At 65.5% G+C, this 24,283-nt stretch carries 22 protein-coding genes and 1 pseudogene; 12 read left to right on the top strand and 11 right to left on the bottom strand.

Features of this window, described 5'->3' with window-relative positions:
• Window position 1 precedes the first annotated feature (1 nt).
• The 8 genes and pseudogenes from KOL99_RS21285 (at window position 2) to KOL99_RS21250 (ending at window position 6,470) form a co-directional block, all read left to right on the top strand.
• A complete protein-coding gene (locus KOL99_RS21285; protein WP_216512468.1) occupies window positions 2-187 on the top strand; it encodes a cbb3-type cytochrome c oxidase subunit 3 in 186 nt (61 codons plus the stop codon).
• Entirely contained in the window at window positions 171-662 is a 492-nt protein-coding gene (locus KOL99_RS21280; RefSeq protein WP_216512467.1) for a c-type cytochrome, read from the top strand. Before KOL99_RS21285 ends, KOL99_RS21280 begins: the two co-directional genes overlap by 17 nt.
• The gene (locus KOL99_RS21275; protein WP_216512466.1) at window positions 659-1,882 is read left to right on the top strand and encodes a 4Fe-4S dicluster domain-containing protein; all 1,224 of its coding nucleotides are present in this window, start codon (window positions 659-661) and stop codon (window positions 1,880-1,882) included. Before KOL99_RS21280 ends, KOL99_RS21275 begins: the two co-directional genes overlap by 4 nt.
• Window positions 1,883-1,963: 81 nt before the next feature.
• Window positions 1,964-2,419 carry a FixH family protein gene (locus KOL99_RS21270; RefSeq protein ID WP_216512465.1) on the top strand — a complete coding sequence of 152 codons (456 nt, stop codon included), beginning with the start codon at window positions 1,964-1,966 and terminating at the stop codon, window positions 2,417-2,419.
• Between the two features lie 5 nt (window positions 2,420-2,424).
• A complete protein-coding gene (locus KOL99_RS21265) occupies window positions 2,425-4,836 on the top strand; it encodes a heavy metal translocating P-type ATPase (protein WP_328760926.1) in 2,412 nt (803 codons plus the stop codon).
• Window positions 4,829-4,960 (top strand): annotated as a pseudogene (gene ccoS, locus KOL99_RS21880) (cbb3-type cytochrome oxidase assembly protein CcoS); the annotation flags it as partial. The gene KOL99_RS21265 and the pseudogene ccoS, both read left to right, overlap by 8 nt.
• 205 nt (window positions 4,961-5,165) lie before the next feature.
• Window positions 5,166-5,837, top strand: a complete 672-nt coding sequence (locus tag KOL99_RS21255) for a sulfite exporter TauE/SafE family protein (RefSeq protein ID WP_216512464.1) — start codon at window positions 5,166-5,168, stop codon at window positions 5,835-5,837.
• Window positions 5,838-5,888: 51 nt separating this feature from the next.
• A complete protein-coding gene (locus tag KOL99_RS21250; protein WP_216512463.1) occupies window positions 5,889-6,470 on the top strand; it encodes a cob(I)yrinic acid a,c-diamide adenosyltransferase in 582 nt (193 codons plus the stop codon).
• Here KOL99_RS21250 and KOL99_RS21245 read toward each other — a convergent pair.
• Both KOL99_RS21245 and KOL99_RS21240 read right to left on the bottom strand, forming a co-directional pair.
• The gene (locus tag KOL99_RS21245) at window positions 6,464-7,429 is read right to left on the bottom strand and encodes a diguanylate cyclase (RefSeq protein WP_216512462.1); all 966 of its coding nucleotides are present in this window, start codon (window positions 7,427-7,429) and stop codon (window positions 6,464-6,466) included. The genes KOL99_RS21250 and KOL99_RS21245 overlap by 7 nt on opposite strands.
• On the bottom strand, window positions 7,426-11,115 hold the full coding sequence (locus KOL99_RS21240; protein ID WP_216512461.1) for a PAS domain S-box protein: 3,690 nt from the start codon (window positions 11,113-11,115) through the stop codon (window positions 7,426-7,428). The genes KOL99_RS21245 and KOL99_RS21240 overlap by 4 nt, the downstream gene beginning before the upstream one ends.
• Before the next feature lie 246 nt (window positions 11,116-11,361).
• Between KOL99_RS21240 and KOL99_RS21235 the strand changes: the two genes are divergently transcribed.
• From KOL99_RS21235 to KOL99_RS21220, 4 genes are all read left to right on the top strand, one after another.
• Window positions 11,362-12,681, top strand: a complete 1,320-nt coding sequence (locus KOL99_RS21235) for a 4Fe-4S dicluster domain-containing protein (RefSeq protein ID WP_236026550.1) — start codon at window positions 11,362-11,364, stop codon at window positions 12,679-12,681.
• A gap of 44 nt (window positions 12,682-12,725) precedes the next feature.
• A complete protein-coding gene (locus KOL99_RS21230) occupies window positions 12,726-13,154 on the top strand; it encodes an FKBP-type peptidyl-prolyl cis-trans isomerase (RefSeq protein WP_216512459.1) in 429 nt (142 codons plus the stop codon).
• A gap of 86 nt (window positions 13,155-13,240) precedes the next feature.
• Complete coding sequence (locus KOL99_RS21225) at window positions 13,241-13,519, top strand: type II toxin-antitoxin system Phd/YefM family antitoxin (RefSeq protein ID WP_216512458.1); 279 nt, start codon at window positions 13,241-13,243, stop codon at window positions 13,517-13,519.
• On the top strand, window positions 13,509-13,778 hold the full coding sequence (locus tag KOL99_RS21220; RefSeq protein ID WP_216512457.1) for a Txe/YoeB family addiction module toxin: 270 nt from the start codon (window positions 13,509-13,511) through the stop codon (window positions 13,776-13,778). Before KOL99_RS21225 ends, KOL99_RS21220 begins: the two co-directional genes overlap by 11 nt.
• A gap of 4 nt (window positions 13,779-13,782) precedes the next feature.
• On the opposite strand, the gene KOL99_RS21215 is transcribed toward KOL99_RS21220, so the two are convergent.
• The 9 genes from KOL99_RS21215 to KOL99_RS21175 all read right to left on the bottom strand — a co-directional run.
• Window positions 13,783-14,400, bottom strand: a complete 618-nt coding sequence (locus tag KOL99_RS21215; RefSeq protein WP_216512456.1) for a LysE family translocator — start codon at window positions 14,398-14,400, stop codon at window positions 13,783-13,785.
• 7 nt (window positions 14,401-14,407) lie between these two features.
• Window positions 14,408-14,737, bottom strand: coding sequence for a type II toxin-antitoxin system HicB family antitoxin (locus KOL99_RS21210; protein WP_216512455.1), 330 nt, complete (start codon window positions 14,735-14,737; stop codon window positions 14,408-14,410).
• 292 nt (window positions 14,738-15,029) lie between these two features.
• A complete protein-coding gene (locus KOL99_RS21205) occupies window positions 15,030-16,364 on the bottom strand; it encodes an MFS transporter (RefSeq protein ID WP_216512454.1) in 1,335 nt (444 codons plus the stop codon).
• Between the two features lie 5 nt (window positions 16,365-16,369).
• Window positions 16,370-16,912 (bottom strand): surface-adhesin E family protein, encoded by a 543-nt coding sequence (locus KOL99_RS21200; protein WP_216512453.1) that lies wholly within the window; start codon window positions 16,910-16,912, stop codon window positions 16,370-16,372.
• Between the two features lie 34 nt (window positions 16,913-16,946).
• Entirely contained in the window at window positions 16,947-17,648 is a 702-nt protein-coding gene (locus KOL99_RS21195) for an aspartate/glutamate racemase family protein (RefSeq protein WP_216512452.1), read from the bottom strand.
• A 41-nt stretch (window positions 17,649-17,689) separates the two neighbouring features.
• Window positions 17,690-19,879 carry an SF1B family DNA helicase RecD2 gene (gene recD2 / locus KOL99_RS21190; protein ID WP_216512451.1) on the bottom strand — a complete coding sequence of 730 codons (2,190 nt, stop codon included), beginning with the start codon at window positions 19,877-19,879 and terminating at the stop codon, window positions 17,690-17,692.
• 85 nt (window positions 19,880-19,964) lie between these two features.
• On the bottom strand, window positions 19,965-20,684 hold the full coding sequence (locus KOL99_RS21185) for a general secretion pathway protein GspB (RefSeq protein ID WP_216512450.1): 720 nt from the start codon (window positions 20,682-20,684) through the stop codon (window positions 19,965-19,967).
• Between the two features lies 1 nt (window position 20,685).
• On the bottom strand, window positions 20,686-22,356 hold the full coding sequence (locus tag KOL99_RS21180; protein WP_216512449.1) for an AAA family ATPase: 1,671 nt from the start codon (window positions 22,354-22,356) through the stop codon (window positions 20,686-20,688).
• 187 nt (window positions 22,357-22,543) lie between these two features.
• Window positions 22,544-24,283: hypothetical protein (locus KOL99_RS21175; RefSeq protein WP_216512448.1), on the bottom strand; the 1,740-nt coding region annotated here is incomplete at its 5' end.

The following is a 24,283-nucleotide window of genomic DNA, read 5'->3' as shown; positions in this document are numbered from 1 at the left end:
CATGGACAGCGCCAGCATCTACTACCTGGGGGTCACCCTCATCCTCTTCCTGGTCTTCGCCGCCATCGTGGCGCGCACCTACAGCCGCAAGCACCGGGAAAAGGGGGAGGAGCCCAAGTTCCGCATGATGGACGACGACAAACCGACCGACGAGAACAAAGGAGGACGCGATGTCCGACGAAAATAAGGAGTACGACGGCATCAGGTATCGCCCCGAGAAGAACTCCCCGCTGGTGTTCAGGATCCTGTTCTTCGGCCTGCTGACCTGGGGGGTCATCTTCATGGCCTACTACCTGTTCAGCGGCTGGAGCTCCTACGGCGAGTTCGCCGAGATCAAGAAGGCCAAGGAGGCGCGCCTGGCCGTGCAGCAGGAGAAGGCCAGCGCCGGCCAGGCGGTACCCGCCCATGAGGAGATCAGGACCACCAACCTCGCCGCGGAGGGTAAGAAGGAGTTCGCCGCCCGCTGCGCTTCCTGCCACGGCGCCGATGGCAAGGGGGGAATCGGCCCGGACCTGACCGCGAAGCAGTACAAGTACGGCAAGACCGCACCGGAGGTGACCGCCAGCATCAGTGACGGGCGCCCGGGCGGCATGCCGGGCTTCAAGAACGAACTCTCCGGGGACAAGATCCAGGGGCTGGTACAGTACGTCCTGTCGCTTTGAGGGAGGTACCACTGAAAACCGGCCGCATCGCCCCCTGGCGCCGCGGCGTGCAGTGGTTGGCCACCCTGCTCGTCCTGGGGCTCCCGTTCATCCGTCCCGGCGGGGAGTCGCTGTTGCGCCTGGACGCGGGGACGAGGACGCTCCTTTTCTTCGGCGCCAAGCTGCGCATCGAGGAGTTCCACCTCTTCCTCATCGTGGTGCTGATCCTGGTCTTCGCCTTTTTGTTCGTGACCATGCTCTTCGGCAGGGTCTGGTGCGGCTGGCTCTGTCCGCAGACCACGCTGGGGGACCTCGCCGACTGGATCGAGCGCCGTACCAGGAACCTGCCCGCGCCGCTGCGCGCCGCGCTCAGGCAGTCGTGTTTCCTAACCCTCTCGGCCCTGGTGGGCGCCAACCTGGTCTGGTACTTCATCGCGCCGCCGGAGTTCTTCGTGAGGCTCACGGCCGGGAACCTCGGTGCGGTGGCAGGGATCTCGCTGGCCGTGACGGCGCTGGTGGTCTACCTCGACCTCGCCTTCGTGCGGCGCCGGTTCTGCAAGAGCGTTTGCCCCTACGGGCGCATCCAGCTGATGACCATGGAGCGCGGCACGCTCACCCTGGAGTTCGACCCGGAGCTCAAGGGGGTCTGCCTAAGATGCGGCGCCTGCGTGAAGGCCTGCCCCACGGGGATCGACATCCGCGAAGGACTGCAGATCGAGTGCATCAACTGCGGCCGCTGCCTGGACGCCTGCCGCGACGTCTTCGCCAAGCGCGGGCGCGGGGGGCTGATCCATTACACCTTCGGACCGGTGGGCGCCGACGGGTCGCGGCCGGTGAACCGCAAGGCGCTCCTCCTGGGGGGCGTGCTCCTGCTGTTGGTGGGGCTCTTGGTGTTCGGGGTGACCACGCGCCAGGAGGCGACGCTCAAGGTGCAGCGCGCCGCAAGCGGCGAGGTGAAGCGGCTGCCGGACGGCTCATTGGTGAACTTCTACTCCGCCTTCCTGGAGAACCGCGGCAGCGCGTCCCGGACTTTTTCCCTGGAGGCGGCGCCCTTGCCGGGGTACCGGGTTGAGTTGGTCGGTCCGGTGCGTGGTCTCGAGCTGGCTGGCAACGCCAACCGAAAGATCGGGTTCGCACTGAAGGTCAGCCCGGCGCCGGCACCGGGAACGCAGGTAGAGCTGAAGCTCGTCTCCAACGGGAAGGTGGTGGCGGCAAGCCCGCTTCCGGTCGCCGTGCAGTAGCGCCATCACCCCTGCCCCTCGCCCCCCGGGAGAGGGTGGCCGGAGGCCGGGTGAGAGGATTTTTCAGTGAAGGAACAAACCATGAAAAAAAGAATTACCTTATCGTCGTGCCGCTGGCAGCTGGCCATCCTGCTCCTGTTGGCGGTCTTTCTCCTCGGGATGGGCACCAGCATGTTCCTGTCGTTCGAACGGGGGAGCCGGGTCACCGACGCGGACTACTATCAAAACGGGCTCAACTACGCCAAGACCAAAAGCGGCGCCTACAACCCGGGGCTTGAGTGGGGCATGACCGCCTCGCTCTCCGGCAGCGACCTGCAGGTCCGGGTGCACGACGACAAGGGGGGCGCCGTCGCCGGCGGCAGGCTCTTGTTCGAGACGAGAAACGGCAACGAAAAGGAGGTGCTGACGCTGGCGGAAACCGCGCCGGGTGTCTTCGTCGCCCCCTGGCCCAACTCGGGACAGGGCGAGCTGCGCGGCGAACTTCTCTTCACCAAGGGGGAGGCGGTCGCCTCCCAGAAAGTGGTGTTCTTCAATTGAGAGGCGTGCTGGCACCCTGTTTTCATTGCGGCGGCGAAATCCCGCCGGGCATGCTGGTCGAGGAGCGCACGCCGGACTCGGTGCTCTCCTTTTGCTGCCACGGCTGCCACGGCGCCTACCTGCTGATCAGCGGGTCGGGGCTGGCCGACTACTACCGCCGGCGCGACTGGCAGGAAACCGGGCTCGTCCCCCAGGCCTTCAAGGGGGAATACCGGGACGGCTACCTGTCCCGCTTCGTCTACCCGGGGGCCGAGGGGAGCGTCATCGACATCATCATCGACGGCATCCGCTGCGCCTCCTGCGTCTGGCTCAACGAAAAGATCATCGGCGCCATCCCGGGCGTCCTCGACGCGCGGGTCAACTACGCCACCGGCCGGGCCCGGGTCCGCTTCGACCCGGAAAGGATCACCCCCGCTGCCATTTTCAACCGCATCGACCAGGTCGGCTACGTGCCGCGCCCCTACACCGAGGACGCCGCGCGCGAGGCGGGACAGCGGGTGCAGAAGGACCTCCTGGTCCGCTTCGGCACCGCCTTCTTCCTCACCATGCAGCTCATGGCCTACGCCTTCGCCCTCTACGCCGGCTACTTCCAGGGGATGGAGCCGCAGATGAAGGCGTACCTGCAGCTCTTCTCGCTTCTGGTCACCACCCCCGTAGTCTTCTACTGCGGCTGGCCCTTTCTCGCCGGGGCCTGGCGCGGTGTCTTGAACGGCGCTCCCAACATGGAGCTTTTGATCGCCATCGGCACCCTCTCCTCCTACGGCTACAGCGTCTACGCGACCTTTACCGGCGGCGAGGTCTACTACGAGACCGCCGCGATGATCGTCACGCTGATCCTCGCCGGGAGGCTCCTGGAAAACGGCGCCAAGAGGCGGGCCTCAAGCGGTATCGGCAGGCTTTTGGAACTCTGTTCGGGGCAGGCCCGGCGCTTCGTGGGGGAACAGCTGGAGACGGTGGAGCCCTCCGAACTGACCCCCGGGGACCTGATCCTGGTGGCGCCGGGGGAACGCTTTCCGGTGGACGGGACGGTGCTGGAAGGGATGAGCGACGTCGACGAATCGGCGGCCACCGGCGAGCCGCTGCCGCAGGTGAAAAAGGCGGGAGACCAGGTCATCGCCGGGAGTTCCAACCTCTCCGGCGCGCTGCGGGTGCGCTGCCTCAGAAAGACCGGGGAGAGTTTCATCGCCCGGGTGGCGCAACTGGTCGAGGAGGCCCAGAGCCGGCGCGCCCCGATCCAGGCCGTCGCCGACCGGGTCAGCGCCTACTTCGTCCCCGCCGTGCTCACCCTCTCCGTGGCGACCTTCTGCTGGCATTACAGCCTCGGCCGATCGCTCGGGGCGAGCCTCATGGTGGCGCTCGCCGTGCTGGTGATCGCCTGCCCCTGCGCGCTGGGGCTCGCCACCCCGACCGCGATCCTGGCCGGCACCGGCGCCGCCGCGGGGCAGGGCGTTATCTTCAAGGGGGGCGACGTGCTGGAGCGGTTGAGCCGCGTCAGCATCGCGGTCTTCGACAAGACCGGCACCCTCACCCGTGGCGCCCCCATGCTGGTGGACATCACCGCCGCGGAGGGGATGACGCCGCGCCAGGTGCTGGCGTTGGCCGCCGCGGTGGAGTCAGGTTCCCTGCATCCAATCGCCAAGGCGGTGCGCGACTACGCCGCCCGGCACGACATCGAGTACCCCACCGGCTACGAGTTGGTGACGCTCGCCGGCGCGGGGGTCACCGGCCGGGTGGCGACCGAGACGGTGGCCCTGGGGAGCGTTTCCTTCCTGGAACGCCTGGGAGTCTCGGGGATTCCGGCCGAGCTGGAATCGCCGGAGGGGGGGATGCTGGTCGGCGTGGCCCGGAAGGGGCGCTACCTCGGCACCCTGACCTTCAAGGACCGCATGCGCGACGACGCGCCCGGCGTGGTCTCCTATTTCCGGCGCAAGGGGCTGGACACCCTGCTTCTAAGCGGAGACCGCCAGGAATGCACCGACAAGGTGGCCAAGGGCGCCGGGGTGGCCAGGGGCATGGGGTCGCTCTCGCCGGCGGACAAGACCAGGGAGATAGAGAAGCTGCAGGCCGGTGGAGCCATCGTGCTCATGGTCGGCGACGGCATCAACGACGCCCCGGCCCTGTCCGCCGCCGACGTCGGCTGCGCCGTGTCCGGAGGGACCGACATCGCCCTGGAAACCTCGGACCTGGTCCTCGCCAAGCCCGACCTGGAGCGCCTGTCGCTCGCGCACCGGATGGCGCGGCGCACCATGGCCGTGGTGCGCCAGAACCTCGTCTGGGCCTTTCTCTACAACCTGATCGGCATCCCGCTCGCCATGACCGGGCGCCTGACCCCGATCTACGCCGCGGCCGCCATGGCGCTCAGTTCCGTCTGCGTGGTCGGCAACTCGTTGAGGCTCATGAGGACTCCGGATGAATAGCTCCCTTTTCGCACTGATCGGTCTATCCTTCTTCCTGGGCTGCGGCTGCTGGCTCTTCTTCCTGTGGGGGGTGCAAAAGGGTGAATTCAGCGACCTGGAGCGCCCCAAGCACCGGATGCTGGACGACGACGAGCCACCGCCCCCCCCCGCGCGCCGATGCTGTCCCCACCCCGCCCGTCCCCGCTGCCGAGGGACACGAACTCACCCGGTCGCAGCGCCACAACGAGCCTCCGCAGGCGGCGGCAAGGGCACTACCGCACCGATAACACCTAAGGGGACTGGCACCTTCGGAGTCAGTCGCCCCTCCTCCCCTACTACCGGAGACCGTTATGCTACAGATCTGGTTGGCGTTCGTGGCCGGCCTGGCCGGCAGCTTCCACTGCATCGGGATGTGCGGCGGCATCGTGGCCGCCATCTCCCTGAAGGACAAGGAGGGGGCGCTGGCGGCGAGGCTCAAGTCCCAGCTCTTCTACAACACCGGGCGCATCGTCACCTACACGCTCCTGGGCGCGCTGGCCGGGCTGATCGGCTCGTCGCTCAACCTGATGGCCATGAAGACGGTCTTTCGCTGGTTCATGGTAGGGGCGAACGTCATGGTGATCATGGTGGGGCTCTCCTCGGCGCTGGGGCTGAGCGTCCTCAACCTCTCCACCCTGGAAGGGACCGGCGCGCGCTTTCTCACCACCCCGGTGCGCCGCGCCCTCGCCGCCCCCTCCCCCCTCGCCTCCTTGCCGCTGGGGCTGGTGCTGGGGCTACTCCCCTGCGGGCTGGTCTACGCGCCCCTGCTGGTGGCGGCGGGGACCGGGAGCCCCGTCACCGGCGCGGCCACCATGGCCGCCATGGGGCTGGGCACCGTTCCCGTCATGCTCGGCTTCGGGACCGCGTCGAGCGCGGTCTCCGGCGCGCTGAGAAACGCGATGCTGCGCGCCGCCGGCGTCGCCATCGCGCTCATGGGTGTGGCGGGCTTGTGGAAGGTCTTGGGCAAGAGCTGCTGTCATTGATCTTTCCCCCTTCCCCGGAGCTATAATAAGAAAATCAGGGGAGGCCGTATCATGAAAAATCAGGGAAGCCCGCCGCTGCGGATACACAAGCTGGAACCGAACGTGAAGCAGGGCCTGACCGTGGTGATCACCGGTCACGGCAAGGGGAAGACCACCTCGGCTCTCGGTATGGCGCTGCGCGCCTGCGGGCACGGCATGAAGGTCTGCATCATCCAGTTCATGAAGGGAGACCTGTACGCGGGGGAATGGGACGGGGTGAAACTATTGGGGGGACTGGTGGAGCTGCATACCACCGGCAAGGGGTTCTGCGGCATCCTCGGCAACCCCTACCCGAAGAGCGAGCACCGGGCCAACGCGCAGGACGCGGTGCGTCTCTCCCTGGAGAAGATCGATTCCGGCGCCTTCGACATGGTGATCCTTGACGAGATCAACAACGCGCTGCAGCTGCAGCTGGTCGACCTGGAACAGGTGCTGGAGATCCTGGCGCACAAGCCGCCGCTCATGCATCTCGTGCTCACCGGCCGCGACGCGCACCCCATGGTGGTGGAGCTCGCCGACACCGTGAGCGAGGTCGTGGAAGTGAAGCACGCCTACCGCAAGGAAATCGAGCCGCAGCCTGGGGTGGACTACTGATCGAAGAGGGTGACCCGGTTCCTCCCCTCCGCCTTGGAGCGATAGAGGGCCTCGTCGGCGGCGACGATGAACCATTCCTGGTCGTACTCCCGCGTCACCTGCACTCCCGCCACGCCGAGGCTCATGGTGACCATGCCGAACTCGGAGTGGGCGTGGGGCAGGGCCTGGGCCAGGAGTTCCAGCCTGAGCCGCTCGGCCAGATGCCCCGCCAGCTCTCCGCTGGTGTCAGGCAGGATGACGGCGAACTCCTCGCCGCCGTAGCGCGCCACCACCTCCCCGGCGCGCTTGAAACTCTTCCTGAGCAGCTCCCCCACCAGTTGCAGGCACCTGTCCCCGGCGAAGTGGCCGTAGAGGTCGTTGAATTTCTTGAAGTGGTCGATGTCGCACATGATGAGTGCCAGGTTGCGCCCGTTGCGCGCGGCGCGCTGGATCTCCGAGCGCAGCGCCTCGTCGAAGTGGCGCCGGTTGGACACCCCGGTCAGCCCGTCCTCGCGCACCAGCACCTCGAGCTCGCGGTTCTTGCGCGCCAGTTCCGTGCTCAGCTGCTCCAGCAGGTCCCCCCGGCGCTTGAGCTCCAGGTGGTTGCGCACCCGCGCCAGCACTATGGCGGGGGTGATCGGCTTGGTGAGGTAGTCGATCGCCCCCAGCTCCAGCCCCCTGGTCTCGTCCTCGTCGTTGCCCATCGCCGTCACGAAGACCACCGGTATGTGTGCCGTCACCTGGTCCCGTTTCAGGACCCGGCACACCTCGTAGCCGTCCATGTCCGGCATCATGATGTCCAAAAGCACCAGGTCGGGGATGTGCTCCCGCACCATGCGGATGCCGTCCGCGCCGCTCTTGGCGAAGAGGACGTCGAACTCCCCCTTGAGGATCTTGTACAGGATCTCGATGTTGGCGGTCGTGTCGTCCACGATCAGGATCCTGCTTCTTGCAGCTTCTTCCGGCCCCTCGACGCTCATGTCCTTAGCTCCAGGTGTTCCATGATTTCCCGCAATATCGCCCCGGCATCCCCAAAATCAAGCGCCTGCAGCGTGACGTCCAACCGCTCCGGCAACTCCCCGGCCAGCAGCGGGCGCATCTCCTCCCACACCGCCAAGGCGCCCATGTTCTGGCTCGCCAGCAGGCGGGTCAGGGTGCGCGCCAGGGCCGCCACCTGGTCGGGATCCTCGCCCTCGATCCGCACCGGCCCGGCGCCCGCCTCCCGCACCGCGTCGCCCGGCTCCCCGTCCAACTCCCTGATCGAACCAAGCACCTCCTCGAGCTTCTGCGCGAAACGCTCGAGGGTGTCGTGCACCTGGCTCGCGTCGTTCCCCTGCAGGGCCAGCTCGAGCGAGGCGGCCGCGCTCCCGAGCCAGATGGCGCCCAGGTTCCCCGCGCTCCCCTTCACCGTGTGGATCACGCGCCGGGCCTCCTTCAGGTCGCCCGCGGCGGCGGCCGCCGCGACCCTGCGCACCACGTCCTCGTTCTCCCTGCGGAAGGAGACCAGCAGCCTCTTCAGAAAGGCGCCGTCCTGGATCCTGGTCTTGGCCCGTCCCAGGTCCAGCCCGGGCAAATGGTCGGGAAGCCCGTCCTCTCCGCTCCCCTCTCCGCTCCCCTCGCCGCGCCGCTCCGGCGGCTCCGCTTCGAGCGGCACGGCACCGACCCAGCGCCTCAGGGTGGCGAACAGACCCGGCACGTTGATCGGCTTGTCCACCTGGTCGTTCATGCCCGCCTCGCGGCAGAGCAGTCGCTCGCCGGGGAGCGCGCTGGCGGTCATGGCGATGATGGGAAGCCGCTCCAACGCGGGATCGAGCCGCATGCGCCGGGTCGCCTCCAGTCCGTCCATCACCGGCATGTGCACGTCCATGAGCACGGCGTGGTAGGCCGCTTCCGGGGCGTGCACCATGGCGAGGGCCTCGGCGCCGTTGCGCGCCAGATCGACCGTCACCCCCCCCTGCTCCAGGATGACCCGGGCCACCTCCTGGTTGATTGGGTTATCCTCCACCAGGAGGACGCGCATCCCCGCCACTTCCTGGGGCGGCTCTCCCCCGGCGGCCGGCTCGGGCGGCGCCCCCTGCACCGGCTCCCGCAGGCCGAAGCGGGCCACGAAGCTGAAGGTGCTGCCGTGCCCGGGCTCGCTCTCCACCCACATCTGCCCCTCCATGAGCTGCACCAGCTCCCGGCAGATGGCGAGCCCCAGGCCGGTACCGCCGTAGCGGCGCGTGGTGGAGGTGTCGGCCTGGGTGAAGGGGGTGAAGAGCGCCTCCCGCTGCCTGGCCTCCATGCCGATGCCGGTGTCCGTGACCGAGAAGCGCAGCGTCGCGGAGTCCTGTTCCAGCGCCACGAGCGCCACCCCCACCTCCACCTTCCCACTCTCGGTGAACTTGATGGCGTTGCCGGTGAGGTTCAAGAGCACCTGCCCCAGCCGGAGCGGGTCCCCTACCAGGAGCTCCGGGATACCGTCGCCGCCGCCGGCCACGGTGAATTCGATCTTCTTGTCCCTAAGGATCGCCCCCACCACGTCGCGCAGGTCCGAGAGCACCTGCTCCAGCCGGAACGGGATGCGCTCGAGTTCCATCTTCCCGGCCTCGATCTTGGAGAAGTCGAGGATGTCGTTGATGACCCGCAGCAGCACCCCAGAGGCACTCTGCGCCTTGTCCAGGTAATCCCTCTGCTGCTCGGAGAGCTCCGTCTGCCGCAACAGGTACAGCATGCCGAGCGCCGCGTTCATGGGGGTGCGGATCTCGTGGCTCATGTTGGCGAGAAATTCGCTCTTGGCGCGGGTTGCCGCCTCGGCCGCCTCGGTGGCGCGGCGCAGCTCCTCCTCCGCCCGCTTTCTCTCCGTGATGTCGAAGAAGGTCACTACCCCCCCCACCAGCTCCCCGTCCCGCAGCTGGGGATAGGACCAGTACTCGACGGCGAAGCTGGTGCCGTCGGCGCGCCAGAAGACCTGGTCGTCGCTGTGCACCCCCTGCTCCCCGCGCAGCACCTGGTAGAGCGGGCATTGCTGCACCGGGTTCGGAGAGCCGTCGGCGGTGGTGTGGTGGATGAGCAGGTGCATGTTCTGGCCAAGCAGGGCGTCGGTCCCGGAGTAGCCGAGCAAGGTGGCGCAGGCGCGGTTGGCGAAGGTGCAGTTGCCCAAGAGATCCATGCCGAAGATCGCCTCCGCGGTCGACTCCAGCAGGAGCCGGATCCGCTCGTCGCTTCTGATCAGGGCTTCCTCGGCCCGCTTTCTCTCGGTGATATCCTCCTTCACCGCCACGAAGTTGCTGATCTCGCCGCTTTCGCCGGTAACCGAGGAAATCGAGGCGCTCTCCCAGTAGAGGTCGCCGTTTTTGCGCCGGTTGCGCATCTCGCCGCGCCATTTTTGGCCGGAGAGGACCGTCTGCCACATCTCGGCGTAGAACTCGGGAGGGTGCCATCCCGACTTCATGATCCTGGGATTCTGCCCCAGCACCTCCTCGGCGCTGTAACCGGTCACCTTGGTGAAATGGGGATTGACGTACTCGATGCGGCCGCCTCGGTCGGTGACCATCACCGTCACCGGCGCCTGGTCGATCGCCAGGCGCAGCTTGCGCGCGGATTCCTTCTGCCGACGCAACTCGATGATCATCCGGTTGAAGGCGTCGGCCAGGGTGCCGATCTCGTCGCCGGTGTGGATCACCACCGGCTCCAGTTCCTGCTCCTGATCGCTGATCCCCTCCACGTGGCGGATGAAGGTCAAAAGCGGCGCCGTGAGCCGCCTCATGAACAGCAGGCAGACCAGAAGGCTCGCGACCAGGGCAGCGACCAAGCCGGCTGCCAAGAGCACCTTGGCCTCCCGCACCGGCGCGTAGGCCTCGGTGAGGGGGAAGGTGGAGGCGAGGATCCACCCCGTGCTCGTCAGGCGCTTGAAGGCCGACACCGCCGGTAACCCCTGCGAGGTGACCGTTTCGCCGGCCCCCTCGTAGCCGGCCACGGCCCGGTCCAGCAGGGGGTTCACCCCGGGGGGAGGAGTGTGCTTCAGGATGCGCTCCTGGTCCGGGTGGGTGATGACGATGCGCCGCGTGTTGAAGAGGTACAAGTAGCCGTTTTTGCCTACCCGGGTGTGGGCGATCTTGCCCAGGTAGTTGTCCTTGTACAGGTCGATCATGCCGCCGATCATCCCCAGCAGCTCCCCCTTGCGGTCCAGCACCGGGACGATGAAGGCAACGGTGGGGTGGCCGTGCTGCAGGGTAGTGATGAAAGGCTCCGAGATGATGGGCTTTTTGAGGCGCGCGGCGTCGCGGTAGTAGTCGCGAAAGGAATAGTCGCGGCCGATGAGCCGCTCTTCCAGCGGATTCACCGCCAGGAGCTTCCCCTTGGCGTCGAAGATGAAGATGTCGCTGTCGAAAAGGGCCAGGGCCTCGGGACGCTGTTCCAGGAAGCGCTGGGCCAGCTGTTGGCTCGTGAAGAGACGGGGGGGGATACTCTTGGCGAGGGCCTCGAGCTGGAGCTGGGTCATGCGCATCTTGCTGTCGATTTCTCCAGCCATGGAGCTGACCATGGAGAACTGCTGCTCCGACACGGTCTCCTGGTACTGCTTCTCCAGGAACCATGCCGCGCACAGCGTCATGAAGGAGAGCACCAGCGCCACCAGCAGGGAGACCATGAGGCTCATCTTGGTTGTCAGGCTGAGTTTCTTCATCGTCAGAGAGCGCTCCTCACCGGCACGCGGACCAGATACAGCGGCTGGAGCCTGCGGGCCATGCGCCGTCTCAGTCGCTTTTTTTCTCTTCGGTACCGTGGGGGAGATCTTTAATTAGTAGTATCAGGAATATCGAAGGTAAAGTGGCGGAAAGGCTTGAGGATGCCGGAACGTTTCGGGGAACTTGCCGGCGATTGGCGCCCTGCTATACTGGCACATTGTCCTTTTAATAAAAGGAGACCAACCTTGCCAGAAAAGCGACCCAACGACGGCTATCACCGCCTGATGAAGCGGGTGAACCTGTTCCCGCAGGGGGCGCCCGACTCGGATCTCCTGCTCAGGATCTTCTCCCTCCTGTGCAGTGAGCAGGAGGCGGCGCTCATGAGCCTGTTGCCGCTGCGCCCGTTTTCCGCGGCCAAGGCGGCCCGGGTCTGGAACCTCCCCATCGAGGATGCGCGCGCCCTGCTGGAGAAACTCGCCTCGCGCTCGCTGCTGCTCGACATCGAGCGCGACGGCAGGATGGTCTACGTCGTCCCTCCTCCCATGGCGGGCTTCTTCGAGTTCTCGTTGATGCGGCTGCGCCCGGACCTCGACCAGAAGGAGCTCTCCCGCCTCTTTTTCCACTACATCAACGTCGAGGACGCCTTCATCCGCGACCTCTTCGCCGGCGGCGAGACGTCCCTTGGGCGGGTGCTGGTGAACGAGGAGGCCATTGCCGACGAGAAGGCCTGCCAGGTGCTCGACTACGAGCGGGCCAGCGAGGTGATCAAAAGTGCCAGCCACATCGCGGTGGGGCTTTGCTACTGCCGCCAGAAGATGGCGCACGTGGAGCGCGCCTGCGATGCGCCGCTGGACATCTGCCTGACCCTGAACCTTGCGGCGCAATCGCTGTTGCGGCGCGGCGTGGCGCGCCGGGTGGAGAGCGCCGAGGGGCTCGACCTCTTGCAACAGGCGCGCGACCTGAACCTGGTGCAGTGTGCCGACAACGTGCAGCAGCGGGTCAACTTCATCTGCAACTGCTGCCGCTGCTGCTGCGAGGGGCTCATCGCCGCTCGCAGGCTGGCCATCCCCAACGCCATGTACAGCACCAACTTCGTGCAGACGACGGCCACCCACCGCTGCGCCGGCTGCGGCAAATGTGCCGCCGTCTGCCCCGTGGGCGCGATCACCATGGAAGCCGAAGAGGCAGTCCCCCCCCTCCCTGACCCTCCCCCTCCGGGCACGTCCAAGGCGCGGGCGGCCACCGACTTCTGCCTGGGATGCGGGGTCTGCGTGCGCAACTGCCCCGCCGGCGCCATCCGGCTCACCAGCCGCGCCCGGCGGGTGCTGACCCCGGTGAACACCGCGCACCGCCTGGTGCTGATGGCGATCGAGCGCGGCAAGCTGCAAAACCTCATCTTCGACAACCAGGCCTACCTGAGCCACCGCACCATGGCGGCCATCCTGGGGGCGATCCTCAAGCTGCCGCCGGTCAAGAGGCTCATGGCAGCCGAACAGCTGAAATCCCGGTATCTCGGGCGCCTGATGGAGCACGTCGAGGTGGACGATTTCTCGCGGTACGACTAAAGAAGCGGCGGCAGGGAAGGAGAATAGACCAACGGAGGTGGCACATGCCAACGGTAAAGTACGGCAGCACGGTGCAGGTGCATTACACGGCGCTGCGCAAAAACGGGGAGGTCGTCGAATCGACGGCCGGGGGAGACCCGCTGCGGATCACGGTAGGTGCGGGGAAGGTGATGCGGGGCCTGGAGGAGGCGCTCGAGGGGATGTCGGCGGGAGAATCCAAGCGGGTAACCGTGCCGCCGGACAAGGCCTACGGACGCCGCGACCCATCCGCCGTATCCCGTTTCTCCCGCGACTCGGTTGCCCCCATCGGCGGCAGCGCGATGCAGATGCAGCGCGAGGTGGTGAACCAGGGGACCGCGGACGAATTCAGCATCGTCACCACGGACAAGGGGATCAACCTGGACCGCAACCCGCACCTGGCCGGAGAAGATATCGTCTTCCAAATCGACGTGGTGGAAATAGAGAACACCTGAGGGGCGATGCGTCTTCCTCTTGGCTCTTGCCAAAAAGAAGGCGCTACTGTACGGTATCCCTGTACAACTCATCAGGGAGGGAGCACATGTTGAAGACCACCTACACCAATGCCCGGGCCAACCTGGCCGGGCTTTGCGATGAAGTGACCAAGAACCGCGAGATCGTCATCATCGATCGCCGCAGCGGTGAGAGCGTCGCCATGATCGCGGCGGACGAGCTGGCCAGCCTGGTCGAGACCGCGCACCTGATGCGCTCGCCGAAAAACGCGCAACGGCTGCTGACCGCGCTTGAGCGCGCCCTGAAGCGGGAGGGCGAGCCGGAAACGGCCGACGCGCTCCGCGCGGAGCTGGGTCTTGGCGGCTAAGCTGCGCGAGGCGGTGTTCCACCCGGAGTTTCGCGAAGACCTGCGCCACTGGGTGGAGGTGGACCGCAAGACCGCGCTGCGGGCGCTGTCACTGGTGGAGGCGGTATTGCGGGAGCCCTTCCGGGGCATCGGCAAGCCCGAGCCCCTCAAGTACCTCTCTCCGGGCGTCTGGTCCCGGCGTCTCACCCAGGAGCACCGGCTGGTGTACCTGGTCAGCGACGACCGGGTCGATTTCCTCCAGGCCCGCTACCACTACTGATCCCCTACCACATCCTCAGCAGTTTCAGCCCCTCCCGGAACAAGAGCAGCGCGAAGAAGGTCAACAGCGCGCCCAAAAGGCGCATGATCCAGAGGTAAACCCGGCTCCCCATGAAGGCCCGCGACCTTCCCACCGCGACGGCGAGGACGATCTTGGCGCCGACGAGGCTGAGGTAGAAGCTCCCGATGAAGGCGACGAAGGCGGCGGGACCGACCTTGAGCGAGCGGGTCAAAAGCGGCGCGCCCACGGTGATCCAGAACAGGTAGGGGTGCGGACTGAGGAAGTTGGTCAGCACCCCCTTCCTGAGCGACTTGGGCGGCTCCTTGGGGAGGTCCAGGTGCACCGGCCGGGCCGTCAGGGAGTGGTAGCCGGTGTAGAGGACGAAGAGGCCGCCGGCCAGCGACAGGGCGCCGAGAATGCCGTGATAACCGGAGAGGTTCATCAACAGCAAGAGCGTCGCGGCGATGATGGGGAAATCGGTGATGATGGGGGAGAGCGCGACACGGACGCCGGAGCGGGTGCCGTGGGTGAGCGTCTCGGAGATGACCAGCATCAAAAGCGGCCCCGGCGAGAACCCCGCCGAGCAGCCAAGAACAAGACCTGCGGTAAGAAAATCGATCATATTTCCATTAATGACTGAGTTTGGCGCTGGCAAGCCGGTTCAGGCTCACCCCCGCTTCGGCGGCCTGAATCGCCAGTTGACGGTGCACCTCGGGAGGGACGCGCACCACGAATTTCCCGCTGAAGTTCCTGGCCGCGATAGGTTCGGGAATAGCCTCTCCGGCGCCGGTCATATCGACGATGACCTCGCCGACCAGTTCGCGAATGCCTTTCAATGCCGCTTCAGGACTCTTGGCTAACCAGCTCAGGCTGGGGAACTCGGCACACAACCCCACGAACTCGCCGTCGTCCTCCGACCACGTAATCCTGTAAGTGTATTTATCGGTCAGTTGTGCCACGTTCCACCTCCAGACGCTCGATCGCCTTCAGCACCTGTTTCACTTGGTACACCTTGGCATACCCGTTGGAGTTCTGTATGTTCACTCGCGGGTCACCGACCCAAGGTGTTTTGGCAGACATGGTGGCTCCCCCCTCTCCTGCGGGGTGCACCGAAGTAGTGCTCACAGACTCTGCACAGTTCTGCGAAACGCACGGCTCCGGGTGAGCTTCGAAGTATTTCAATGAGATCCTCTACACTCGCCATAGGTATAGTACCAATATTGACACTATAACGTCAAGTTGCGCAGCAGGTTACTCCTTCTCCTTGGGCATCTGCGGCTGCTCGGCGGCGGTTTCCATGCCTTGAGCGACTTCTTTCACGATCCCCATCCGTGCGTAGATGGGACGGACCATCTGCCTGATGCGGGGGAGGTTCTTTGCAAAGACGAACGCTCCTGCAAGGCAGCAGCAGGCGCCGATGACCAGGGTTATCCGTGGTCCGACCACCTTGGTCATGGCGCCGGCTCCCAGGCTGCCGAAGGGGGCCATCCCCATAAAGGCCACGGTGAAAAAGCTCATCACCCTCCCCCGCTTGTCCTCCTCCAGGATGGTCTGCAGGATGGTGTTGCAGGAGGCGACCAGGGTCATGGCGCCGAAGCCCGCCACGACCAGCGCGGCGAGGGAGAGCGCCATGCTGCTCGAGATGGCGAAGACGGCGACCCCCACGGAGAAGAGACAGGTGGAGAATACAATCACCTTGCCCAGCCCCAGGACGCTGCCGCGGGAGGCGAGGTAGATGGTTCCCACCAGGGCGCCGCATCCGGCGGCGGTCATCAGGAAGCCGAAGGTGTGGGCGCCGCCATGCAGGATGTCCTTTGCGAAAACCGGGACCAGCACGGTGTACGGCATTCCGGTGAGACTCATCAGGGCGACCAGCAGCAGGATGCTTCGGATGGGCCCGAAGCCGAAGGCATAGAGAAAGCCTTCCTTAAGCTCGTGGTAGATGTGGCGCCGGGGCTTTTGGTTGCCCGCTCTCGGCTCGATGCGCATGGCGGCCAGGGCCAGGAGGACGGCCAGGTAGCTGGCGCTGTTCAGCAGGAAGCATATCCCCTCGCCTACGGTTGCGACCAGCAGGCCGGCGACGGTCGGGCCGACCAGGCGGGCGGCATTGACCATGGAGGAGTTGAGCGCGATGGCGTTGCCGAGATCCTCGCGCTCGGTCACCATCTCGACCACGAAGGACTGGCGCACCGGGATATCGAAGGCGTTCACCACTCCGAGCACCAGGCTGAGCACCACGATGTGCCAGACCTGGATCACCCCGAGCATCACCGCCGCGGCCAGGAGCGCCGCCTGGACCATGGCCAGCGCCTGGGTCAGCATGAGCAGGCGGCGCCGGTTGCAGCGATCCGCGAAGACACCCGCCACCGGCGCGAAGATGAAGGTGGGGACCTGGCTGGTGAAGCCGACCACCCCCAGGAGCATCGCCGAGTCGGTCAGCCGGTAGACGAGCCAACTCATGGCGACCTGCTGCATCCAGGTGCCGACCAGGGAGACGCTCTGCCCGGCCACGAAGAGGCGGTAGTTACGCGAGCGCAGCGCCCTGAGCAGCACCTTGGCGCGGGCTATGCCGGCGAGGGGGCTCATGGCGTTTAGAGGGGGGTGCCTTCCTGGGGCGGCGACTCTCCCGGCACATCCCGGGTGGGAGTCTCCTCCTCGGCCCCGTCGTCCTCCAGGGTGCAGACGATGGCGGCGACCGTTTCACCGAAGCTGCCGGGGACGATGTCGCTCCACTGCTCGTCGTTGCCGTAGGAACTGACCGGGCTCCCCTTGGCGTCGTAGTAGTGCACCGAGGAAATGTTCATGGTCGCCTCATTGCAGTTGATATTCCACTTTTCCTTGCTGTAGTAGCTTCCCTTGAGCGGCCCGGTGAGCGCCTTGCGCCCGGCATCCGTGTAGAGAAAGGCGACCCACGCCGAGCGGATGTTGCTGTCGGCATCGACTATCTGCGCGGAGCCCTTGACGCCGTAGACACACATGCTGTCGCTGCAGTCGAGCTTCAAGAGCGAGGCGTCGGCGTCCCACTTCTCCTGCAGCGTTTGCGAGCTTGGCGCCTCCTTGGCCGTCTTTTTCTTCTCCCCCGCGAACGAGGTCGAGGCGACGAGAACCAGCGCCAGGATCAATAACCTTTTCATACTCCCTCCTAAGCTTAATTCAGCCCTGCTCCTTTTACCACGTCCTCCCTGTCCTGCAATAGCTCACCACACTCTCGACATGGATGGCCGTGGTATTGAGAAAGGTGATGTCGAAGTCGCCGTCTTTCAGTATCAGCGGCAGTTCGGTACAGCCGAGGATGATCGCCTCCACCTGCTCGTCGCGCACCAAACGTGCGATGATGTCGATCAACCCTTTTCTCGTGTCGTCCTTGATGATGCCCAGCTCGATCTCGGTCATCAGCTTCTCGTGGATGTAGTGCTGGTCACTGGCAGAGGGGACCACCACTGAGATCCCGGCCGCCGCGAAGGGAGGCGCGAAGAAATTCTCCTCCATGGTGAACCTGGTCCCCAAAAGCCCGACCTTCTTCACCCCCAGTTCCTTCGCCTTGTCGCAGGTGGCCGTGACGATGCTGATCAGCGGGATGGGGGACTTGGCCTGGACCTCGTCGAAGACGACGTGCGGAGTATTGGCGGTGATGATGGCGAAGTCGGCACCCGCCTTGTGCAGCGCCCTCACCTTCTGCACCAGGAGGTACACGAGGTGGTTCCACTCGCGCTTGGCGGCGAGGTCCATCACCTCCTGCAGGCTCACGCTGTAGATCACCATCTCCGGTGCGGCAAGGCTCCCCGGCACGCGGAACGCCTCGATGATGCGCTGGTAGTAGTCGACGGTGGACTCGGGGCCGAGCCCGCCGATCATGCCGATGGTCTTCATCACTTCCTCCTCTCGACCTCAACGTTCCTTAGTCACTTACCTCACGCCGGCGCGGCGCAGATCCTGCGCGCCAGGTCGGTCATCCTGCGGTGCGATTTGTCGGTGCGCACCGCCATGGCCAGCGCCTTGGGCTCGCCGATCACCACGACGAGCTTCTTGCCCCGGGTCACGGCGGTGTAGATCAGGTTGCGCTCCAGCATGGTGTAGTGCTGCATGGACAGCGGGATCACCACCGCCGTGTACTCGGAACCCTGGCTCTTGTGGATGCTGGTGGCGTAGGCGAGGCTCACCTCGTCCAGTTCGCCGAACTGATATTCTACCAGCCGGTCGTCGAAGTCGACGCTGAGCGTCCCCTCTTCCTGGCGCACCGCCACGATCCGGCCGATATCGCCGTTGAAGACTTCCTTCTCGTAGTTGTTCACCGTCTGGATCACCTTGTCCCCCGGCGCAAAGCCGGTGCCGAAGCGGGTTATCCGCGGTTCCGCCTTGCCGTTTAGCACCCCCTGCAGCTCGGCGTTGAGCGAGGCGGTGCCCAGTCCCCCCCGGTTCATGGGGGTGAGCACCTGGATGTCGCGCACCGGGTCGAAGCCGAAGCGCTTCGGGATGCGCTCCGTGATCACCTGGAGCAGCTTGCCGTGGATATCCTCGGCGGTGGCGGCGGGGATGAAGTAGAAGTCGGCCAGCTCCTTCCCCTCGTCCTGCAGCGGCAGTTCTCCGCGGTTGATGCGGTGCGCGTTGACGATGATCCTGGAGCCGGCGGCCTGGCGGAAGATTTCGGTCAGGCGCACGGTGGCGACGGCGCCGGAATCGATGATGTCGGCGAGGACGCAGCCGGGGCCCACCGAGGGGAGCTGGTCCACGTCACCCACGATGATGAGCCCGGCGTGGTCCGGTACGGCGGGAAGGAGCTTGTGCATCAGCACCAAGTCGACCATGGAGGCCTCGTCCATGACCAGGAGGTCGGTGGGAAGCGGGTTGTCGCGGTCGCGCTTGAAGCCGAAGCTCTGCGGGTCGAATTCCAGCAGGCGGTGGATGGTCTTGGCCTCGATCCCGGTCGATTCGGTGAGGCGCTTGGCCGCCCTGCCGGTGGGGGCGCACAGGGTCACCTTGAGCTGCTGCGACCGGATGATGGCGAGGATGCTGTTCACCAGCGTGGTCTTGCCGACGCCGGGGCCGCCGGTCACCACGACCACCTTGCTCTTTAAGGCGAGCCGGATGGCGTCGCGCTGGGAATCGGACAGGGTGATGCTGTTGTGGCTCTCGGCCCAGGGGATGGCTTCTTCGGCGACGACACCGCTCCAGGGGGGCGCTCCGATGGCGAGGCGCGCGAGGCTGGCGGCGACGCCCACCTCGGCCCGGTGCAGCGGCGCGAGGAACAGGCAGGGGCGCCCGGCGATGGGCTCGGCGACCAGGTTCTGCTCGGCGATCTCCGCGTCGATGGCGCTTTCGATGACGGCAGGGGGGATGTCCAAAAGGGAGGCGGCGCTCTGCACCAGGTCGACCCGGGCCGCCGCGCAGTGGCCGCTCCCGGAGAGCTCCTGCAGCACGTGCCTGACACCGGCCTGGGCGCGGATCAGGGAGTCGCGGGCGATGCCCAAGTTGGCGGCCAGGGCGTCGGCGGTCTTGAAGCCGATCCCCTGGATGTCGAGGGCGAGCCGGTACGGGTTCTCGGTGACCTTGAAGATCGCCTCGTTGCCGTAGCACTTGTAGATGCGCACCGCGCGCGCGGTCCCCAGGCCGTGACTCTGCAAAAAGACCATGATCTCGCGGATCGCCTTCTGCTCCACCCAGGCGCTCGCCACCGATTCCATGCGCTTGCGGCCGATGCCGGGGAGCTCCAGGAGCCGCTCCGGGCGGTTCTCGATGACGTCGAAGACTTCCTCGCGAAAGGCCTGCACCAGCACCTTGGCGAAGTGGTGGCCGATGCCGTGCACCATGCCGGAGCCGAGGTACTTCTCGATCCCCTCCAGCGTGGTCGGAGGGACCACCTTCAGATGCTCCGCCTTGAACTGCATGCCGTGGGTGCGGTCGTTGTGCCAGGAACCGGTGCACTCGAGGAACTCCCCCGGCGTCACCGTGGCGGCGCTGCCGGTCACCGTCACCAGCTCGCGGTGCCCGGCAACCTTCACCCGCAGCACGCAAAAGCCCGTCTCCTCGCTATGGAAGGTAACCCTCTCCAGCGAGCCGGCGATCCTTTCAACCGGGTGCTCTGAGGCTGATCTTTCTTTCATCGGGGCTCCCGGTGGTGCGTTGGGGAATTGGGAACAGGGATGGCAGGCCGGAACGCTACCAGGGCTTCGGCCGGTGTCGTCGGGGTTATCGGGACTGCAGCCCGGAGGAGAAGGGGACCTCGAAGACGCGGCCGCCGCGCGACAGCTTCACCTTGGTTTCCTTGATCTCGAGCACGCGGGCGCCGCCGACTTCGGCTCCCTCACCGACCAGCATCCCGTTCAGGACCGCCCGCCTCATGCGCCGCTCGTCCTGGTAGGCGATACCGGAGATGGTGATGTCCTGGGCGCCGCCTGCGGAGGCGGCAGGCTCCTGGGCTGCGATCTGCGGCGCGTCGGACGGCGCGGGCTGGGGCGCGGCGGCACGGGAGGCTTTGCGTGAGGGCTGCGCAACCGGCTGAACTGCGGCCGGAGCATGAGTTGTGACGACCGGTGCGGCGGGTGCAACCGGGATCGCTGGAGCCGGGGGCGGCGCGACGGGGGCGGCCGCCACTGGGGGCGCAACGGTGGTCGGGGCTGCGGACGGCGTGACCGGCGCCGCGGCGACGGGGGGTTGTACTGCGGGGACAGCGGCGGCGGGGGGCTGCGCTGCCAACTGCGGGGCCGGCCCCTTCAGCAGGAAACCAGCGCCGACGCCGGCCAACAGAAGCACGCCCCCCGCGATCACGGCGACCGGGTAGCGGCGCGGTTCGTTGGGCTGGGCGGCCAGGCGGTAGCGCAGCACTTCGGGGCGCAGGTCCTGACCGGCACCGCGCCTGCTCCTGCGCTCCTGCTCCATCTTTCTCAAGGCATCGAGTATCAGGCTCATGTCACATCCGTCCCGTCTGTTTGCTGTCCGCGCCCTGCACCCGCGCGAGCCCCGGTGGAAAATAGCCGCCGGCCCGGCGATACAGGAGCATCAGGGTCTGCGCTCCCACCTTCCCGTCAGCCGTCAACTGCTCCCGGCGCTGGAATTCGGCGAGCGCCCCCTTGGTGGCCTCGTTCAGTTTGCCGTCCACCGGGCCGTCGTAGCACCCCACCTGCTTCAGAAGCCCCTGCAGGGACTTGGTAGCGGCGGCCTTCTCCGCGCCCTTGGTGCGCGAGGCGATGCCGTGGAAATCCTTCCAGAGGATGGTGGTCCCGCCGGTCCAAACCTGCGCCAGTTCGGCACGGGAGAGCTTCGAGCGCCCGGAAACCTGCGGGACGACCTCGACGTCGTTCTTGTCCACCCCTACCAGGGCCACCAACCGCTCCGTGCCCCCCGGCAGTGCGATGTGGAGCAGCGCGGGGGCGTCCAACCGTCCCAGGAGGTCCAGGTTGGCGGTAAACCTGGCGGCGATCAGGCCACGCTGCCTGACCAGGGTGCGCAGGTTGGCGGGTTGTCCCGGCACCGGCTCCACCCGCTGTACCCGCCACGCATCCAGCACCGCGTTCACCGCGGCGAAGAGGTTTTCCTGTTCGGGTTGGGCCGCGATCGCCTGGCGCGCAGCATCGGCTGTCAGTGGCGGCGCAGCCTGGACTGCCTGCTTCGACGGCTGCGTCTCTCTCCCCTCTTTCGCCCCTGTCGTCTCCTTCTTCTCCCCGGGCAGGAGATGGAACGACACCACCGAGAATCCGGCGATGATGACGACGCAGAGCACCAGAGCCGCCGACAGCGCCCGGACCTGCAGTGCCCGCTTCCGGCGCGGCGATTCCTTGCGCAGGTCGGCAATGGCGAGCGACGCCATGGCCGGGGTGACCTCCTTGCAGTCGCGGGTGTAGGCGAGGAGCAAGGCGCGGTCGCAGACCCCGTTGATGAGACGTGGCAGTCCGCCGGAGAATTTGAAGATGCGCTTGGCGGCGCCGGGGGAGAACGTCAGCGGCTCCCTCCCTTCGGCGGCGAACCGGATCCGGTGCCGGATATAGGCGCAGGTGTCCTCGAAGCACATCGGCTTCAGGTGGTAGCGCACCGTGATGCGCTGGTCGAGCTGCCGCAACTCGTCCCGGGCCAGCAGCGCGTTCAACTCCGGCTGCCCGACCAGCACGATCTGGATCAGCTTGTCGCTCTCGGTCTCCAGGTTGGAGATGAGCCGCACGTGCTCCAGCACCTCCACCGAGAGGTTCTGTGCCTCGTCTATCACCAGCACCACCGTGTGCCCGGCCCGGTTCTCCTCGAGCAGGTAGGCGTTGAGGGCCGCGTGCAGGTCCCGGATCTCGTTGCCCTCGGTGGGAAGGCCGAACTCGGCGTTCACCTCTTTCATGAAGCCAAGGGGTGAGAGAATCGGGTTGAAGATCAGCGCGGTGCGGTGGGTTTCCGGGTCGAGTTGGTTCAGAAGGGTGCGCACGATGGTGGTCTTGCCCGTGCCCACCTCGCCGGATAGTTCGATGAAGCCGGCGCGGTTCTCAATGGCGAAGAGCAGGTGCGCGAAAGCCTCCTGGTGCGGAGCGCTCAGGAACAGGAAGGAGGGGTTAGGAGTAAGCGCGAAAGGTGCTTCCTTGAAGCCGAAAGATTCCCAGTACATGTTTCCCCGATGTGCCCGGTGCGGGCGGGAGAAGGTTGGGTGAAGTGGAGGTTATAGCTATAGTTTTTTGCGGCGGGAGTGTCAAGGGAATCCTGCGGACGGTGCACTGCAGTTGCGGACGGGACTAAAAAAAAACCGCTGCGGAAGAGACTTCCGCAGCGGGTCGTTGACTCTTTGCAAGGCAGAATCAATGGCTCGTCTTGACGTGATCCAGAAGTGTGTCGATCGACGCTGTGTCGGTGGAAGAGATGTTGTTAAAGGTCACAGTACCCACCTCGGTGTGTGCGTTGTCGTAGATGGTCAGCTTGAGGTGCCCTGCTCCGTCATCGCCACGTTCTGGGGTATTGGTGGCATTGGCGACCAGGCTACTGATATCGAGCGTGTCATTGTTAACATCAAAGTCGGTAACGTGGTCGTTCCCGTGGGTTGCCATGATGGTGTCATGGCCAGCGCCGGTCGAGAAGATGTCATGTCCCGAGGTACCGATCATGACGTCGCTGCCTGTAGTACCGGCTATCACCGTCCCAGCGGAGTGGATACCGAGCAGCGTGACATCCAGGTTGTGGGTTCCGGTCGGGTCACCGTCGCCGTCGGTTGCCGAGACCTGGAAGTGCAGGGTCTCGTCGTTGGGGATCAGCCGCTCGGTGAAGGAGAAGCTGTCAAGTTTCCCGGTGCCGTTGGTGACTGTGAAGGTAATGGAATTGAAGTCGTGAGCCGGGTCGAATTTCAAGGTGCCATTGCTGTCCAGCGTCGCCAGACCACTGTCATATGTACCGTCGGCGTTCAAATGGTCAGTCACATACGACATAGTCAATGATCCTGCGGCCTGAACCTTACCGTATAGGGAAATGGTGTCGACAGCAATGCCGTGGGCGAATGTGACGTTGAACTGTTCGCCGAGATCCACGTTGCCGTTACCAACGCCAAATCCTGAAGCAGTCGGCTTTAGCTGCTCTGCGTTGCCAATCGAGCCGTTGTGGTTGGTGTCGATCGCGTTGAAGGTTGCGTCGTTGAGAACAAAGCTATTGGTGGCAGCCCCACCGTTCACGTTGAGCAGGCTGATGTTCCCTGAAGCAAAAGTCGCCCTGGCGTTGACCATGTTGAAGGCGTAAGTGCCATCGGTGTTGATGGTCAGGTCGAAGAAGTGAGTATCAGCCGTGTGGTCCGTGCTGGAATAGGCTGCCGCGGTGACCGAACCGTCAGCATGAGTCGTGTACTCGTAGCTCAGCTTGCCGCTCAGGGAGTCGCCGACCAAGTTGATCGAACCAATCGAATCCGCGCCGAAGTTGATGTCGTGGTTACCGTAGAGCACGCCGGCGGTGGAGCTGTTCTCGTTGCCGACGATGGCGTGGTCAATCATGGTGAAGACCGGATGATCGTCCACGATGGTGATGCCGAGGTTAGCGTTGGCAACGGTACCGTCTCCATCGGTGACGCTGACGGAAACCTGCTCGAGGTAGCTTTCCGTGCTGGCGGGCGAGGTGAGCACGTTGTCAGTCAGCGTGAAGCTGTACTGGAGCGTGCCGCCGGTGGCCGTGTCGGTGTAACCGACAACCTCCATGTGACCGTAGGTTATGCCATCGATGGAGATCGGGCCGGAACTGCTCAGGCTGTGCAGATCGCCGATAGAGATATCCGTATTGCCGATGTGGATAGTAGTGACACCGTCCGGGGCGGTGATGGAGAGCGAGCCGGTCTGGGTGAGAGCAGCGGCGGCAGGGGCCGAACCGTCCGCCAGGTTCGCTTCGTTAACGGACACGCCAACAGGTGTGAGTGTGATGCCGTCGTCAACCGGAGTGACCTTGATGTCCAGGGTGCTGGTCGAACCGGTATTTACGGTGTAGGTGACCTGCGGAACATCACCGTTCCAGTTGGCGACCGGCGTGAAGATATATGCGCCAGTCTGATCGATGGTAAGGCTACCCTT

This window comes from Geomonas azotofigens, assembly GCF_018919395.1.
Lineage (GTDB): Bacteria > Desulfobacterota > Desulfuromonadia > Geobacterales > Geobacteraceae > Geomonas > Geomonas azotofigens.
The sequence above is the reverse complement of the archived record's forward strand: the minus strand, read 5'-3'. Positions and strand labels throughout refer to the sequence as shown.

What these genes read in the sequence shown, in the direction of transcription:
- KOL99_RS21285 (WP_216512468.1), top strand. Translation starts at nt 2, where the DNA reads ATGGACAGCGCCAGCATCTACTACCTGGGGGTCACCCTCATCCTCTTC.
- KOL99_RS21280 (WP_216512467.1), top strand. Translation starts at nt 171, where the DNA reads ATGTCCGACGAAAATAAGGAGTACGACGGCATCAGGTATCGCCCCGAG.
- KOL99_RS21270 (WP_216512465.1), top strand. Translation starts at nt 1,964, where the DNA reads ATGAAAAAAAGAATTACCTTATCGTCGTGCCGCTGGCAGCTGGCCATC.
- KOL99_RS21255 (WP_216512464.1), top strand. Translation starts at nt 5,166, where the DNA reads ATGCTACAGATCTGGTTGGCGTTCGTGGCCGGCCTGGCCGGCAGCTTC.
- KOL99_RS21250 (WP_216512463.1), top strand. Translation starts at nt 5,889, where the DNA reads ATGAAAAATCAGGGAAGCCCGCCGCTGCGGATACACAAGCTGGAACCG.
- KOL99_RS21245 (WP_216512462.1), bottom strand. Translation starts at nt 7,429, where the DNA reads ATGAGCGTCGAGGGGCCGGAAGAAGCTGCAAGAAGCAGGATCCTGATC.
- KOL99_RS21240 (WP_216512461.1), bottom strand. Translation starts at nt 11,115, where the DNA reads ATGAAGAAACTCAGCCTGACAACCAAGATGAGCCTCATGGTCTCCCTG.
- KOL99_RS21230 (WP_216512459.1), top strand. Translation starts at nt 12,726, where the DNA reads ATGCCAACGGTAAAGTACGGCAGCACGGTGCAGGTGCATTACACGGCG.
- KOL99_RS21225 (WP_216512458.1), top strand. Translation starts at nt 13,241, where the DNA reads ATGTTGAAGACCACCTACACCAATGCCCGGGCCAACCTGGCCGGGCTT.
- KOL99_RS21215 (WP_216512456.1), bottom strand. Translation starts at nt 14,400, where the DNA reads ATGATCGATTTTCTTACCGCAGGTCTTGTTCTTGGCTGCTCGGCGGGG.
- KOL99_RS21205 (WP_216512454.1), bottom strand. Translation starts at nt 16,364, where the DNA reads ATGAGCCCCCTCGCCGGCATAGCCCGCGCCAAGGTGCTGCTCAGGGCG.
- KOL99_RS21200 (WP_216512453.1), bottom strand. Translation starts at nt 16,912, where the DNA reads ATGAAAAGGTTATTGATCCTGGCGCTGGTTCTCGTCGCCTCGACCTCG.
- KOL99_RS21195 (WP_216512452.1), bottom strand. Translation starts at nt 17,648, where the DNA reads ATGAAGACCATCGGCATGATCGGCGGGCTCGGCCCCGAGTCCACCGTC.
- recD2 (WP_216512451.1), bottom strand. Translation starts at nt 19,879, where the DNA reads ATGAAAGAAAGATCAGCCTCAGAGCACCCGGTTGAAAGGATCGCCGGC.
- KOL99_RS21185 (WP_216512450.1), bottom strand. Translation starts at nt 20,684, where the DNA reads ATGAGCCTGATACTCGATGCCTTGAGAAAGATGGAGCAGGAGCGCAGG.
- KOL99_RS21180 (WP_216512449.1), bottom strand. Translation starts at nt 22,356, where the DNA reads ATGTACTGGGAATCTTTCGGCTTCAAGGAAGCACCTTTCGCGCTTACT.